Here is a 15,946-nt window from a genome sequence, read left to right as displayed (position 1 = left end):
TATCGTTGAGATTGTTTTTCAATCGACTGAAATGATCAGACAAAAAAAAGCTTACTCATGGAGTAAGCTTTTTTTTGTCTCAAGAAAATTAAGCAGTTTGCTCTAATACTTTCTTAAACAAATCTTTTTGTTCTTGGCTTGGCTTAGCAGTTTGTAATGCCATTAATTGAGACATATCACCTTGAACTTTGATTTTACCTGTCATGAACGCTTGCATCGCAGCAGCCATATCAAACTCTAGGAACACTTTACGAAGCGTCTCAGCATCCATATTGAGCGTCGTTTTGGCATTTGCAGAACTACCTTTAATGATTTTACCACCATCCAAAGCAAGCTCTGTGTTGCCATCTGCATCTGCAACAACCAAATTAATCGCTAAACCAGAAAGCGCTGGTGGCAAGTTTAAATCACCTGCTTCAGCAGTTAATTTTTCAACATTTGCAAACCAATCATCAGTTAAAAATGCAGGCATGTTCATTCCTCAAATTATTTATTCAATTTATTGTGCTATCTATCCAGACAACATCAGGGTGAAGCAGTTTTGCTTGCCCAATGTTATAGCATGATAATTTCAATTTGGGCTAAAGTTTTTTGTACGGACTGTTCATGTTTTATTGGTTTTATCGTTTTATTTTTTAAAATCAGGCACTCATTTCAATATGAGTACCCGATTTGTTCAAAAAATTGGCAAAAAAGATCAGTCTGCCGCAAAACTCAAATTCACCACATCCAAGCGTTTTTTCATTTCTTCAGTGTCACATTTCATATCAAATTCACGCTCTTCATCCAATTTCTCAAAATCGAACAAATCACGGTCTGCTAATTGTGAAGGCGAAACATTTTGTAATGCACCAAAAATACTGTGTAAACGTTTTGGATATTGTTTATCCCATTCACGCAGCATGTCATTCAGCATTGCACGTTGTAAATTTTCCTGAGAACCACACAAGTTACATGGAATAATCGGGAATTTACGAATTTCTGCATATTTGATGATGTCTTTTTCTTCAACATATGCCAATGGGCGAATCAGAATATTCTTTTTGTCTGAAGACAATAATTTTGGAGGCATGGCTTTTAAGCTGCCACCATGAAATAAATTCAAAAAGAAGGTTGCAATGATGTCATCACGATGATGTCCAAGTGCTACTTTGGTTGCACCAATTTCTTGTGCAAAGCCATAAAGCGAACCACGACGCAAACGTGAACATACAGCACAATAGGTTTTGCCTTCTGGCGTTAAACGTTTAGTGATGCTATACGTGTCTTTTTCCAAAATATAATAAGGAATATTATTTTCTTCCAAATATTTCGGTAATACATCTTCGGGGAAACCTGGTTGTTTCTGATCTAAATTGACTGCGACTACATCAAAATTGATCGGTGCAATGCGTTTAAATTGCAACAAAATATCCAACAAGGTGTAACTGTCTTTCCCACCAGAAACACAGACCATCACCTTATCGCCTTCCTCAATCATTTTATAGTCACGAATGGCATGACCCACCTGACGGCGAAGTTTTTTCAACAGACGATAATAAGCTGAACTTGTTGGAAGTTCTGGTTTGAAATTAAATCCTTGCTCGGACTCAACTGGCGAGAACATAGACGAGATTGACCCATAAAAAAATACTGGGCAATTTTATCTGATTTGAACGTTAACCGCATCTAAAGATTTTTTTATTTTGCATCAATTTTTATTTGGTCATCTTTCTGACTTATTCTTCGATTTAAAATAGACGGCAAAGTTCATTTTTTATCCAAAGTGCTTATCTTTTGGACTTTTCCACAGTTTTCCACAAAACCTGTGGATAAAATTGTGGATTCTTTGGGGCTTGACATAGATTCCTATCGCAATGATGGGCATTTTCCTTAAATTGATCATTTTTTAACCACTATATTTTTTATATATTTTTCAATAGATTACCTTAGTCAATAGTTATTTTTCAAAAAAAATATAAAATTTTTTTTGCTTAATATGCCAACAAATAGCACTTGCATTTTTTTAATTGTATTGTTAAAACTCAATTCATAGTTTTTCTTGTCCAATAACTTTGATAAACTCCAAAATGAAATTGGGGAAATATATTAATTACTACAAATGAAAAAACGAATGAAAGGTTCTGTGTTGTCGGTTTTAGGGTGTATGAGTATGTTCTCATTGGCACCTGAAACGTTTGCAGGTCAAATTTACTTCTATAAAGATCAAAACGGCACGACCCTACTCACCAACCGAAAAAATAATGATAGTTCCTTACAAAAAATTAAAGTGACCTATTATAAAGACAGTAACATTCACAGTTATAGCAATTGGGGAAGTTCAGAGTCCTCAGTATTGCCCAGTTACAGTAAAAGCCGTAATGCATTTGATAGCATTATTCGTCAAGCCGCTCAAACACATGGCGTCTCCGAAGGTTTAATTAAAGCTGTGATGCATACTGAATCAGGATTTAATTCAAATGCACGCTCTCCTGTAGGTGCGCAAGGTCTGATGCAACTCATGCCTGCAACCGCACGTCGCTTTAACGTGTCTAACTCATTTGATCCACAACAGAATATTTTTGGCGGGGCTAAATATCTAAGTTGGCTAATGAAGCGATTTAATGGTAATACGACATTAGCTTTGGCTGCCTATAATGCAGGAGAAGGTAATGTTGACAAATATGGCGGCATTCCTCCATTTCGTGAAACACAAGACTATGTAAAACGTGTCACCAGTCGTTTAAACAACTTGTATGCTGGCGGTTTGAACCTCTCAACCAATGGTAATGTCAGCACTGGACAAATCATTGCTCAGTCTAATAATGCAAATGATTTAAATAATCCTGATCCTGCACCAACGATCAACAATGCATCGAGCATTCAACCTGTAAAGTATAATACTCGCCCCATTATCATTGCCTCAGATGGGACTTATACTGATGCACCTGCTGGATCCTATTCAACCGCACATGCCAGTGCAACTGCAAGGATCACCATAGGCAATTAGTTTGCTTAAGTCGGTGCTGTTTGTTGGTACATGAGCGACGATATGATTTAGTAAAATTTATGACTCAAATGTATAAATCAAGTCGTTAAATTGAACAATTACATTTTCTAAACAAATCATTGAAAGTTATTATGATTTCTCCTATACAGAGAATTTATTTTTATCTGACTCAATTTTTTAGATAAATTTCTGGTCGACTATCCCTATATCTGAAATTTTTTACTTTTTCAGCGTATAGGTTTTTTCAATGATTCTTGAATTTTAATCTCCTAAACCTCATATTGAAATTCATGATTTATTCGCATAAATCGTATTATCGATTATTTATAAGAGGATTCTCTCCATGATGCGGATTGGTTTGTTTTTGCTAACCAACCTCGCGGTACTGGTTGTAGCTGGCATTATCCTATCATTATTAGGTGTTGGTAGTTACCACGGCGCTGGCGGTCTTAAATTAGGCAACCTGATGGTCATCTGTTTTGTCTTTGGTATGGTGGGATCTTTAATTTCCCTCTTTATGTCAAAGTGGATGGCGCTGAAAACAACAGGCACTGAATTAATTGATCCGAATGCTCCTCGTAACCAAGCAGAAGTTTGGTTATTACAAGAGGTTGCTCAACTTTCTCAACGTGCTGGTATTAAAATGCCAGATGTTGGTATTTTCCATTCTTATCAATCAAATGCTTTTGCAACGGGTTGGAACAAAAACGATGCGTTAGTATCGGTTTCAACAGGTTTGCTTGAACGAATGAATAAAGATGAATTACGCGCTGTACTTGCCCATGAAATTGGTCACGTTGCCAATGGAGACATGGTAACTTTGTCTCTGATTCAAGGTGTGGTCAACGCATTTGTCATGTTCTTTGCCCGTGTGGTCGGTGACTTTATTGACCGTAACGTGTTTGGTCGTGAAGATGGCGAAGCACCTGGATTGGCTTATTTTGCTATTACCATCGTACTTGATATTGTCTTCGGCATATTGGCATCGGCGATTGTGATGTGGTTCTCACGCTATCGTGAATACCGTGCCGACGAAGCAGGCGCTCAGCTTGCAGGTAAGGAAGCCATGATTTCAGCATTATTACGTTTACAAGCTGAATCTGAAATGCCAGATCAAATGCCAAAAGAAATGAAAGCATTTGCAATTACGGAAGGTAAGGAACAAGGCTTTAGTTTGGCCGCTTTATTCCAAACTCACCCAAGTATCGAACAACGTGTTGCAGCTTTACGTCAATTAAATCTACCTTAATGGTAAATTAATATATTTACTTTCTTATTCTCCCTTAAACAACAAAGCCTCCAATTTGGAGGCTTTGTTGTTTCTGAATAAATCATTATTTGGAATAAATAGATTAAATAAGAAATAGTTCACTAACTCAATTGAATACAGCGAATAAGGCTACCATTTGGGTCAACCACACAAAACATATCAATTTCTTCTAAATATTGAATCTCGCTCATCCGTGCATCTGGATATTGTGTCCAATCCAAAGCGTGCCAAAAATGAAATAAATCTTGCATAACATGCGTTCTTAAACAAGCACTGAACCAGGATGCTTTTGGATCCAATTGAGGATGATGGAAGAACTCTAAAATCAAACTGTATTTGGTTAAAATCATCCACTGGTCAGACTGATAATCACATTGAAAACCCAAGAATGCATAAAACTTACGAGTATGATCAAAATCAATCGCAGGAAGGTTTGCCGAAATATAATCTTGCATGATCACCTCTGTCAGTGCATCTATGAATGTTCAAATCAGTTTAAGCAGTGCTGTTAGGTTTTATAGCTCTGATACCAATCCCACAACATATTTACACCCAGCCACATGGCAATTGCAATCAATATCAATACCACCAAGCCCAAAATATCAGGAATATGAATCCAAATCCATGCCACAACAGGGTTGCGCCAAAAGGCAGAATGCTGCTGCTTTTGTTCTAATTTTTCATGCAAAAACGGATGAACAACATGGTCATCTGAATGGATCTGATACTCTGCTTGAATATGATCATGCACGATATCTAAAGCTTTACGACTCGGGCGAATAAAAATATCAAACAATGTTCCCGCAATAGGGATACAGCCGACAATACCATCCATGATTGCAAGTTTTAACACACCATTCAACTTGGCTTGAGGTACACCAATCTGCTTGGCTTTATACACCGCATAACAGGTTAAAATAAATCCCGCGACATCACCTGCGATTGGAATAGTACTTAATGCAGCATCAGCTCCCACACCTTGTTTGGTAAAGGGAATACGCACCACTGAATCCATCATATTGGCAAACTTCGCCAAATCACGTTCCAGTTTAATGACTTCTTGAGTAGATAATTTTTTTTCTGTACCCATAAAGATGACGTTCTTCTAACAATAGTTAATTGTTGCATCATAGCCAATCTATACATGATGTTGTGTATATTTTTGATATACAGCAATAAATCGCTAACAATTAGATAAAAAAGCGACCTATACCCCACGGCATAGATCGCTTTTAAACAACATCGTGGACTTTAATCTAAAAATTTCACCACAGTTCCAGGTTGAACTTTACGCCCCAAGTCATTGGCATCCCAGTTGGTGAGACGAATACAGCCATGCGATGCCGTCTTCGAGATTAATGATGGATTTGGAGTTCCATGAATCCCAAAGGTCGGTTTGCTTAAGGCAATCCACATATTACCAACGGGACCATTTGGACCAGGTGGCAGAGCCAATTTCTGGCGATTGCTACCTTGTACAAAGTTTTTCGGGTTATATCCATACACTGGATTTGGTGCAACTTTTACCACTTTATGCGTCCCTTTGGGAGACGGTGTCCCTGACCCGCCAATCGTGGCAGGGAATGAAGCAATCATTTGATTTAAATGATTATATAAATACAGTTGGCGCGCCGGCTTATGTGCAATAATTAGCGCAACATCTTGAGGTAAGTCATTGCGAACAATTGGAACATTGAGCGTTTCACCAACTTTCTTAAAGTTAGCATATGGGTTAATTTGCTTTAAGAAATCCTCATCAATATGAAATTTCTCACCGAGCATTTCAGTTACACGGGTATAGTAAAGCCCCGGCATCTTAGCTTGCAGAGCATAATTTCGTGGAATCGATTTAGCATAAGGACCTTTCAGGTCTTGAGCGGTAATTTGATAAGTACCAAATGCCGCAGTTGTTTGATTTTTTAACAAACTGTCCCACGTTAGCTTATCCAGTTCACCACTAATCGGTAACCCTTTAATTTGTTGATAAGCAGCAATGGCTTTTAAGAAATTTTTACCACTCTTAGCATCAATCGGTCCCGGTGATGCATGCAGATTATTTAACATCACTTGCGCGCGCGCATAGGCAGGAAACTGCCCTCGCCCCAGATTGGTTGACCAAGTGGCATTATTGATACTATTTAATGACCAATCTTGTTTTGAATCCGCTTTAATGGCTTCTTGGTTTTTTTCGCTTTTCACATTTTGTTTGGCAAATGTTTGGCTTTGAATACTTAAACCAGTCAGACATAGTATACAGATAAGACTTGGCAGAAACTTGCCCATATAAAACTCGCTATCTACTTAATTTTATCATTCATTTCTCTAATAAACCATGTAATATCAGATACATGAAGAATATTAATTGAATACCCTAAATTTCATTTTAATAAAGCTTATTGATCATTTTCACATCAAAAATTTAGAACTTATTTTATAAAGTCAACCGTATATTCATTAACCCTGTTCAAATAATGTGTATTATCAGTTTAGCTTTGTATGACTTCATTATCGTTTTTTAAGTAAAATATGCAATAGCACAGGCTGACTATTTCAGTTTTTAAATTCTCTTTTCAAAAAAGAATTAAAATTAACCAATTGAAAATTTTAACGAAGTTTTGAGGTACAATTTTATTTCATTAGGGTTAGCATTTTATCATGACAAGTCTATGACCGAGATGTGCAAAATATAGACTTTAGATTTGTTTTTAATCATTTAATTTGAATTATTGATTAGAAATAGCTGTTATCATTTTAAACTGTTATAGATTATCATCTCATTTATTTTGTAAGTCAGAATTGCCTTGAATACGATCACATTGCTTCAGCCCGATGACTGGCATGCCCATCTCCGTGATGGACTTGCTTTAAAGCGTACAGTTCCAGATCTCGCCAAACAATTTTCCCGCGCGATTTGTATGCCGAACTTGGTTCCACCTGTAAAAACTGTAGATGAAGCCAATGCTTATCGCGATCGTATTATGGCACATGTACCTGCAGGTCTAAATTTTGACCCACGTATGGTACTGTATTTTACTGACCATACTTCGCCAGACGAAGTTCGTAAAATCAAAGAGTCTCAATATGTAAATGCCATTAAACTTTATCCTGCTGGTGCTACCACCAATTCGGATAATGGCGTTAGCGACATTCGTAAAGTTTATGCAGTGATCGAGCAACTAGAAGAACATCAAGTTCCTTTACTGTTACATGGTGAAGTGACTCATCATCATGTGGATATTTTTGATCGTGAAAAACGCTTTTTAGATGAAGTGCTTTCACCTTTATTAAAGCAATTTCCAAAATTAAAATTAGTTTTAGAACATATTACCACCAGTGAAGCAGCACATTTTGTACTCGAACAAGATCGTAATGTTGCAGCAACCATTACCCCACAACACTTATTATTTAACCGTAATGACATGCTGGTCGGTGGGGTTAAACCGCATTTCTATTGCTTACCGATTTTAAAACGTCAAACGCATCAACAGACATTGTTAGAAGTTGCAACTAGCGGAAATCCTAAGTTTTTCTTGGGTACAGATAGTGCGCCACACTCTAAAAATGCCAAAGAAAATGCATGTGGCTGTGCGGGTTGTTACAGTGCTCCAACTGCAATTGAACTGTATGCACAAGCTTTTGATCAAGTGAACAAAATCGAACGTCTTGAAGGTTTTGCCAGTCTCTTTGGTGCAGACTTCTATGGTTTGCCTCGCAATACAAATACGATTACTCTTGTCAAAGAAGAACAGGTAATCCCTGAAAGTTTAGATTATTTGGATGGTGAACAGATTATTCCACTTTATGCCGGAAAAACCATCCAATGGAGAAAGGTGTGACAACTGAAACATTACCTGTGATTGGACAACGATTTCGTGGCTTTTTACCCGTCGTTGTTGATGTAGAAACAGCAGGTTTTAATGCAGATACTGATGCATTGCTAGAAATAGCATGCATCCCGATTGTGTATGATGCTGAAGGCAAATTTGTTCCTGGTGAAGCACATCATGCACATATCAACCCCTTCGAAGGTGCAAATTTAGATCGTCGTTCATTAGATTTCATTGGTATTGATCCATTTAATCCTATGCGTATGGCGATGGCTGAAGATGAGAAAACAGCTCTTAAGCGTATTTTTAAAGCAGTGAATGACGTGCGTCGTCAACAAAATTGTACGCATGCAGTCTTGGTTGGACACAATGCTCATTTTGATTTAGGTTTTTTAAAAGCGGCGATTGCTCGTACAGGGACAAAAAATCAAAATCCATTTCATAGCTTTTCAGTCTTTGATACGGTCACATTGAGTGCAGTGATGTTTGGTCAGACGGTATTGGCAAAATCATGTATTCAAGCTGGAATTGAATTTGATGGTCGAGAAGCACACTCAGCATTGTATGATACACAGAAGACGGCTGAACTGTTCTGCTATATTTTGAACAAACTCGCTCCTCACTTACTTGACACTTTGATGGCGGATCAATAAGATAGCGCCATCTTCTAAACGACCCTATCGTCTAGAGGCCTAGGACATCGCCCTTTCACGGCGGTAACCGGGGTTCGAATCCCCGTAGGGTCGCCATATTTTCTCTCCTTCGCAATACCATTACTTAGTTTTAGTCATTTCAATTTTTTTCTTATACTTTACGCCTAGTTATTTCATTTTATTTTGTGAATTTTCACATTTTAATCTAAAATATTGATTTAGCATTCTCAGTTACATCAAATATGCAATCTCCCGATCAATCGAATCAGCATCTCAATGCTGATGGACAGTCTTTTGTCTTAAAAAGATCCATGACCAAACGACACCTGATTATGCTGTCTCTAGGTGGTGCTATCGGCACAGGTTTATTTTTAAGTTCAGGCGAAGTCATCGCTCAAGCAGGTCCGATTGGTGCTGTGATTTCCTATATCATCGGTGGCTTAATTGCATACATGGTCATGCTATGTTTAGGTGAATTGGCAGTGAATCAACCCGTAACAGGATCTTTTGGTGCATTTGCTGCCAAAAATATTGGTCCCGGTACAGGTTATATGGTCTCATGGATGTACTGGTTAGGCTGGTCTGCAACATTAGGTACGGAGTTTACTGCCGCTGCGATGCTGATGCAGGAATGGTTTCCAACCACCTCCATCTGGCTATGGACCTTAATCTTCATTATCGCGGTACTGATTTCCAACCTCACTTCTACTCGTTTTTTTGCAGAGTCTGAATTCTGGTTGTCCTTCGTCAAAGTGGCAACGGTTTTGGTCTTCATTCTGTTAGGCTTGGCAGCGATATTTGGTTTAATTCCATTTCATGGCTATGAATCTGCACCTTTATTCAGTAACTTAACCTCGCATGGTTGGCTGCCCAATGGACTATTTCCAATCTTTGCCACCATGCTGATCGTTAACTTTGCATTTAATGGCACAGAAATGATCGGTATCGCAGCAGGCGAAACAGAAAATCCTGAAAAAAATGTACCGAAAGCAATTCATGCTGCCGTCTGGCGTTTGATGATTTTCTTTGTCGGCACCATTATTGTGATTAGCTCATTATTACCCTATCAAGATGCTGGACTTGCCGTACATGGTGAAGGTATTAGTAATAGTCCATTTGTATCGGTATTTAATTTAATCGGTATTCCTTATGCAGAAGACATCATGCGTTTCGTGATTATCACGGCACTCTTGTCTACGGCAAACTCTGGACTCTACGCTGCTTCTCGTATGATGTGGGCACTCTCAGTTCAAAAACAATTACCACGTATTTTTTCTAAATTGACCAAATCAGGTACGCCTGTGATCGCCATTTTAGTGACCATGATTGGAGGCTTACCCGGGTTATTATCAGAACAGTTCGGTGCTGATGTAATTTTCAAAAACTTATTAGGCGTGGCTGCATTTACCATGGTCATCGTATGGATGAGTATTTGCTGGAGTCAATTTAATTTCCGTCGCAAATGGCTTGCTAGTGGAAAGACCTTAGCTGATTTGAAATTTAAGACACCTTGGTATCCACTTGTACCTATCTTAGGTTTTATCACCTGTACCGCAACAGGCTTAAGTATGGCAGCCGACCCTGAAATGCTTTCAGGCTTTATTGGATGCTTGCTCTTTATGGCGATCTGTTATGTGACCTATTATGGTCTGTATCATCAGAAAAATTAATTCATTCCTGAGCTTATCAAGCACCCGTACTTAAATAGGTGCTTGTGATCAAGCTAAAAGTCAGCATTATTATGGTATCTATGAGATTCAACAATGATGGATGCACCCAGAATTCAATCCATATGATTGTCTATCCATAGATCGTGAATTTTGATTTTTTTAATTTTAACGTCATCACAATTTTAATCGTCAAAACCAATCCAATACGTTATTGATTAAATTGCATGCTGAAAGAATAATAATTGCTGAAGGATTCACCAGTTAGCATATTTTTCCATAAATCTGTTTTGACAAAAGTACTGTTTGTTATTAATATACGCATCACCTCATCACGACCCTATCGTCTAGAGGCCTAGGACATCGCCCTTTCACGGCGGTAACCGGGGTTCGAATCCCCGTAGGGTCGCCATATTCGAGTCTGTTTCTTATATGAAACTTCTCATAAAAATGCCTGAGCAATATGACTCAGGTTTTTTTATATCTGTATCGTTTAAATGGTCAAAAACACCGCAGTAACTTGGCTATCTTTTTTAGCGTTTTGTTGAACAATTGAGCTTTCATTTATTAAAATAACGCGAGCAATATTAAATATAAGTTTTTGATTTAAATAATTAATTAGTGAAAATAAAAAATAGTGAAAATTTATATTCTGGATTATTGCCGATTAAAACCACTCAGTCATTGCACTATTTCGCAATTGGACTAAAATAGCGCGCTTCTTGTTTTATTTCCATTAGAAGCTTATGCCGTCATCACCAATTCAAAATGATGCTCAAGTATCATCTAATTCCTCACCACTCAAACGAGCAATGAGTACTCGTCACTTGGTGATGATTTCGCTTGGTGGTGCAATTGGTACAGGGCTTTTTTTGGGATCTGGTGAAGTCATTTCACAAACAGGTCCGATTGGTGCCATCCTCTCTTATATTTTGGGCGGTGTGATTGCATATATGGTGATGCTTTGCTTAGGTGAACTCGCTGTACATATGCCTGAGTCTGGCTCATTTGGTACTTATGCCCAACGCTATATTGGTCCAGGTACAGGCTATACCGTCACGTGGTTATATTGGCTGACATGGTCAGCAACTCTAGGTACAGAGTTCACCGCAGCCGCTTTATTGATGCAAGAATGGTTTCCACATATTTCGATGTGGTTATGGACACTGATTTTTGCAGCAATTGTGTTTGGCTTAAATATGAGCTCAACCAAATGGTTTGCCGAATCTGAGTTTTGGCTATCACTGGTAAAAGTGATTACCGTTATTGCATTCATTCTTTTTGGTTTGCTGGCGATTTTTGGTCTACTCAATTATCAAGGACACCATGAAGCACCCTTATTTAGCAATTTAACCGCTGAAGGTTGGTTTCCACAAGGCTTATTCCCGATCTTTACCACGATGTTGATTGTTAACTTTGCCTTTTCTGGGACAGAGTTAATTGGTGTTGCTGCAGGAGAAACTGAAGATCCTGCCAAGAATGTACCTAAAGCCATCAATACGGCAATTTGGCGCTTGTTGATTTTCTTTGTCGGTACCATCATTGTGATCAGTGCATTATTGCCACATCAAATGGCAGGACTACATGCTGAGGGCGTAAGTAGTAGTCCTTTCGTTACCGTATTTGATCATATCGGTATTCCTTATGCAGAAGATATCATTCGCTTTGTAATCATCACTGCATTGTTGTCTGCGGCGAATTCAGGACTATTTGCTGCCTCACGTATGATGTGGTCACTGTCAGCAAAAAAACAACTTCCAGCAATATTCTCAAGAGTTAATGCGCGTGGCATCCCTTACATCGCAGTGATTGTAACGATGTTTGGCGCACTGCCGGGCTTACTTTCAGAACAATTTGCACCTGAAACCATTTTTAAAAATCTATTGGGTGTTGCTGCTTTCACAATGGTTGTGGTGTGGATGAGTATTTGTCTGAGCCAATTTAATTTTAGACGCCAATGGTATAAACAGGGTCATAGTAAAGCGGAGTTAGGTTTTGCCGCACCTTTGTTTCCGATCGTACCCATTTTGGGTTTTGTATTCTGCTTAATTACCTGTATTAGTATGGTGTTTGATCCTGAAATGGTGGTCGGTTTTATCTGTTGTTTAATCTTTATTGCTATTTGTTATATCAGTTATGCCTTCTTATACAAATCTCAGCATGATTCGCAGTCTTAAATAAAAACCGTTTCTATTTTTCAAATCAAAAGTGTGGCAATTGCTACACTTTTTGTACATTTGGTCATAGTCAAAAAAGGTTTAAGCTCGTAAATTAAATTTATAAATCTTATGTTTGATCACAACAGCAATGAAAATTATTTTTATTCATGGCATGAATCAACAAAATTATAATGCTGATAATTTGAAACAACATTGGCTTGATATTTTTCAACAGGGTATCAACGAACTTAAACTTGCTATTTCAGCCACAGAACTTGATATCAGCCTGCCCTTTTATGGTGATTTGATCACTAAGCATCAACTCAGCAATCGCTTTGATCTAGATGCTTTCTTACCTAAGTCATGGGTTAATTTTCATTTGCACAAACATAGCGCAACTGCGCCATCGACAGTTTTAAATACAGCGCCAACCATTCCAATCTTGCCTTACTTTATGCCTGAGCATGAGCTAAAACTGTCAAAACGGCTGTATTTAGCTTCTCAGTTATTCAAAGACAAAGCACTTAAAGAATTTTCTGTCATTTTAAATAACTTTCCTAAACTGCATGAAAGTCTGATCCATAAGTTTTTGATCGAAACGTATTTATACTTAGCCAATCCTCAATTCATGGATGAAGTTCACCAAAGGATTTTAGCAAGTTTAGAAGCAGATCAAAGCCATGTTATCGTTGCGCATTCCTTAGGTACCGTCATTGCGTATAACCTTTTGCAACAACTACCACCTCAGTATAAAATCCAACGCTTCATTACTTTAGGCTCTCCCTTAGCATTTAAAGTCATTCAGTCCAAACTTACACCGCCAATCCAAAGTCCTACTTGCTTAAATGGAGATTGGCATAATTTTTACTCTCCTGATGATTTCCTCACGGCTTTTCCTCTGGTCAATGCGCCTTTTGACTTTCAACCCGCCATTTTAAATACATCTATTTCAACATTTATCCATTCCCCGCACCAGATTGCAGGCTATTTGCAGCATCCTGCTGTGATTAAAAACATTGTAGAAACCCTTTAAAGCCATTTGGCTCGATTTCATGGATACTTTTCATGATTTTTGTGTTATTGCTTTGTTTTTATACATATAAATCAAGTTTTCGCTTTTATTGTAGAAAAAGGTTTGACACATCTCTGTATTCGCCCTAATATACGCCCACCTCTGAAACGACCCTATCGTCTAGAGGCCTAGGACATCGCCCTTTCACGGCGGTAACCGGGGTTCGAATCCCCGTAGGGTCGCCATTAATTTTATGGTTTTTGTTTCAAGGTCTGCCTCAATTTATTGACCCTATCGTCTAGAGGCCTAGGACATCGCCCTTTCACGGCGGTAACCGGGGTTCGAATCCCCGTAGGGTCGCCATATTCAAGATTGTTTTTTTGCAATAAAACATCTCATAAAAAACCTGAGCATCATGACTCAGGTTTTTTATTGTCTGACTTTTTATATCTCTTTATTTTTGCCAGCATTCCAATGTTATCGTACATCAATCAATTGCTTTGAATTAAAAAGTGTACTGGGTGCAATTACCATTTCATTCAATGGAATATGTTGACCATATCTTTGTTTCATCAAGGCTTTAACACGTGGATGACTAAGATCAAAGCTGGATAGCTTGTCCAATGGTGCTAGTTCTATTGCTAAAGCTTTTTTATACGCTTTCCAGACCAGCTCTGAACAATAGATTGCATTGTCTGACCACTCAAAATAAACATCATAGGGTTTGTTTAAATAAGTTTCTGCTTGCTGAACTAGTTTTTGTTGTTGCGCAACCGTAAGTTGAGTTCGATAACGCTTGACGCTATAACTTTGATTTACCCCACGGTTAATCCATTGTTGGAGTGGTGTATACTTTACAGGCTGAATCGCTTCCAAAACCCAAGTCTGTCCATTTTTTAGTACAATCATCCCCATATGGCTGTATGGTGAATGTGTAGCTTGCTGAATTACAAGACTTTGAGCTGATTTAGAGGTATGAAAGATCACATCCCCTGTTTGATATGTTGTGGTATAACCAAAACTGGGATAAAGCAAGATCAATAACCACAAAAATTTTAATCGATTTAAGTGCATATTTTCTAAATATAGTTAGAGTAATAGAAAATCATATTTTGCTCGCAAAACAATCTAAAATTACTAGTTTTTTAGAATCTCATGTTATTATTAGATATTAAATAATGCAAATAGCATGAAATTACTAGTATCTACAGCTAAACTCAGGTTTTAAATTTCAATGAAAGAAGATCAATTATTTTACGCTGATACAAGACCAAGTAAGAAATATTTAGTTGATGGTATAACCAAAGATGTAACACTAGAGGATGCTATATTTGATCTTATTGACAACTCAATAGATGCATACAAAAAAAATAATGATTACTTCTTACCTAAAAGTTATAAAAATTACGAGATTGAGATAAATTTCAATTCAAACTTTTTTAGTATTCAGGATAATGGCATTGGTATTGATTTAGAAACACTAAGAAGCAATGCCTTAAAATTTGGATCATTACACAAACATCTAAATACGAGCATCGGTTATTTTGGAATTGGTTTAAATAGAGCCTTATTAAAGCTAGGAAAGCTTAGTGAGATAATAACAACCAAAAATAAAATTAGCTACACCTTGACATTTGATGCTATAAAATTTATTGAAGAAGAAGATTATTGGAACTTACCGATTAATAAAGTTGGAGAAAAAGTCAATAATGATGGTACAAAAATAACAATTAAAAACCTTAATTCTGATATAAAAAATACTCTAAATTCAAAATTATGGGTTAAAAATTTTAGAAAAAGCATTTCTGAAAGATATTCTTTTTTTATAAATAGAGATTTAAAAATATTAATTAACAATGAAGTTATTCCTAAAATTGAGATATCAATTAATAATAAATGTGGTTTTAAAAAAATTGAGACTAAATTTGAAGAAAACCAAGTCCATGTTAATATTGAGTTTGGGCAGCATAAGGATTTTTTATTCACATATGAACAAACAAATGGAAAAAAGAATCTAATTAAACCAAAGAATTGTGGCTGGTTTGTCTTCTGTAATGGACGAGCAATTAAGTTATATGATTGGTCATCTGATACAGGTTGGCATACTCAAGTACATGCTCAGCACAATGGGTTTATTGGAATAGTACATTTTATTGGTGAAGGTTCTAGACTACCTTGGAGTACCAGTAAATCAAATCTTGATTTGAATAATGAAACTTATAAAGAAGCTTTAAAGTTCATGAAAGATTTTTCAGAACAATGGAGATCACATACTGGCAAAGTTAAAAATGGGCAAATGTTTTTTTATGATCAAAACATTTCACCTATAAGAGAAATAGAGCCTGTAAAAACTTCTGTGTAAATGTCTC

14 protein-coding genes and 4 tRNA genes are annotated in these 15,946 nt (G+C 37.2%); 12 read left to right on the top strand and 6 right to left on the bottom strand.

Features of this window, described 5'->3' with window-relative positions; all coding sequences use genetic code 11:
- Window positions 1–88: 88 nt before the first annotated feature.
- Window positions 89–472: an SCP2 sterol-binding domain-containing protein gene (locus I9192_RS05715; RefSeq protein WP_004828485.1), complete on the bottom strand. Its 384-nt coding sequence runs from the start codon at window positions 470–472 to the stop codon at window positions 89–91.
- Window positions 473–697: 225 nt separating this feature from the next.
- On the bottom strand, window positions 698–1,606 hold the full coding sequence (gene ttcA, locus I9192_RS05710; protein WP_005030632.1) for a tRNA 2-thiocytidine(32) synthetase TtcA: 909 nt from the start codon (window positions 1,604–1,606) through the stop codon (window positions 698–700).
- Between the two features lie 507 nt (window positions 1,607–2,113).
- Here ttcA and I9192_RS05705 point away from each other — a divergent pair.
- Window positions 2,114–2,989 (top strand): lytic transglycosylase domain-containing protein, encoded by an 876-nt coding sequence (locus I9192_RS05705; RefSeq protein ID WP_199993852.1) that lies wholly within the window; start codon window positions 2,114–2,116, stop codon window positions 2,987–2,989.
- A gap of 343 nt (window positions 2,990–3,332) precedes the next feature.
- The gene (gene htpX / locus I9192_RS05700) at window positions 3,333–4,238 is read left to right on the top strand and encodes a protease HtpX (RefSeq protein ID WP_004828480.1); all 906 of its coding nucleotides are present in this window, start codon (window positions 3,333–3,335) and stop codon (window positions 4,236–4,238) included.
- A 122-nt stretch (window positions 4,239–4,360) separates the two neighbouring features.
- Here the strand turns inward: htpX and I9192_RS05695 are convergent, their stop codons facing one another.
- The 3 genes from I9192_RS05695 to I9192_RS05685 all read right to left on the bottom strand — a co-directional run bounded on the left by I9192_RS05695 (window position 4,361) and on the right by I9192_RS05685 (window position 6,542).
- A complete protein-coding gene (locus tag I9192_RS05695; protein ID WP_200150183.1) occupies window positions 4,361–4,714 on the bottom strand; it encodes a bleomycin resistance protein in 354 nt (117 codons plus the stop codon).
- Between the two features lie 53 nt (window positions 4,715–4,767).
- Window positions 4,768–5,349 (bottom strand): DUF4112 domain-containing protein, encoded by a 582-nt coding sequence (locus I9192_RS05690; protein WP_005030639.1) that lies wholly within the window; start codon window positions 5,347–5,349, stop codon window positions 4,768–4,770.
- Window positions 5,350–5,510: 161 nt separating this feature from the next.
- A complete protein-coding gene (locus I9192_RS05685; protein ID WP_042086698.1) occupies window positions 5,511–6,542 on the bottom strand; it encodes a L,D-transpeptidase family protein in 1,032 nt (343 codons plus the stop codon).
- Between the two features lie 518 nt (window positions 6,543–7,060).
- Here I9192_RS05685 and pyrC point away from each other — a divergent pair.
- The 9 genes from pyrC to I9192_RS05640 all read left to right on the top strand — a co-directional run bounded on the left by pyrC (window position 7,061) and on the right by I9192_RS05640 (window position 13,940).
- Window positions 7,061–8,095, top strand: coding sequence for a dihydroorotase (pyrC, locus tag I9192_RS05680; protein WP_042086700.1), 1,035 nt, complete (start codon window positions 7,061–7,063; stop codon window positions 8,093–8,095).
- Window positions 8,080–8,739 (top strand): ribonuclease T, encoded by a 660-nt coding sequence (gene rnt / locus I9192_RS05675; RefSeq protein WP_005030644.1) that lies wholly within the window; start codon window positions 8,080–8,082, stop codon window positions 8,737–8,739. Before pyrC ends, rnt begins: the two co-directional genes overlap by 16 nt.
- Before the next feature lie 20 nt (window positions 8,740–8,759).
- Window positions 8,760–8,835: transfer RNA gene (locus I9192_RS05670), tRNA-Glu, on the top strand.
- 146 nt (window positions 8,836–8,981) lie between these two features.
- Entirely contained in the window at window positions 8,982–10,409 is a 1,428-nt protein-coding gene (locus I9192_RS05665; RefSeq protein WP_004828469.1) for an amino acid permease, read from the top strand.
- Window positions 10,410–10,742: 333 nt separating this feature from the next.
- Window positions 10,743–10,818: transfer RNA gene (locus I9192_RS05660), tRNA-Glu, on the top strand.
- Window positions 10,819–11,152: 334 nt separating this feature from the next.
- Window positions 11,153–12,583, top strand: coding sequence for an amino acid permease (locus I9192_RS05655; RefSeq protein WP_004828467.1), 1,431 nt, complete (start codon window positions 11,153–11,155; stop codon window positions 12,581–12,583).
- Between the two features lie 130 nt (window positions 12,584–12,713).
- Entirely contained in the window at window positions 12,714–13,598 is an 885-nt protein-coding gene (locus tag I9192_RS05650) for a lipase family protein (RefSeq protein WP_200150182.1), read from the top strand.
- A 148-nt stretch (window positions 13,599–13,746) separates the two neighbouring features.
- Window positions 13,747–13,822 (top strand) — tRNA-Glu (locus tag I9192_RS05645).
- A gap of 42 nt (window positions 13,823–13,864) precedes the next feature.
- Window positions 13,865–13,940: transfer RNA gene (locus I9192_RS05640), tRNA-Glu, on the top strand.
- A gap of 114 nt (window positions 13,941–14,054) precedes the next feature.
- Here I9192_RS05640 and I9192_RS05635 read toward each other — a convergent pair.
- Window positions 14,055–14,651: a YiiX family permuted papain-like enzyme gene (locus tag I9192_RS05635; protein WP_200150181.1), complete on the bottom strand. Its 597-nt coding sequence runs from the start codon at window positions 14,649–14,651 to the stop codon at window positions 14,055–14,057.
- Window positions 14,652–14,811: 160 nt separating this feature from the next.
- Here I9192_RS05635 and I9192_RS05630 point away from each other — a divergent pair, with 160 nt between their 5' ends.
- A complete protein-coding gene (locus tag I9192_RS05630) occupies window positions 14,812–15,939 on the top strand; it encodes an ATP-binding protein (RefSeq protein WP_200150180.1) in 1,128 nt (375 codons plus the stop codon).
- Window positions 15,940–15,946 lie beyond the last annotated feature (7 nt).

It is taken from the genome of Acinetobacter bereziniae, from assembly GCF_016576965.1.
GTDB classification, from domain to species: domain Bacteria; phylum Pseudomonadota; class Gammaproteobacteria; order Pseudomonadales; family Moraxellaceae; genus Acinetobacter; species Acinetobacter bereziniae.
This window is presented reverse-complemented; position numbering and strand designations above follow the sequence as displayed.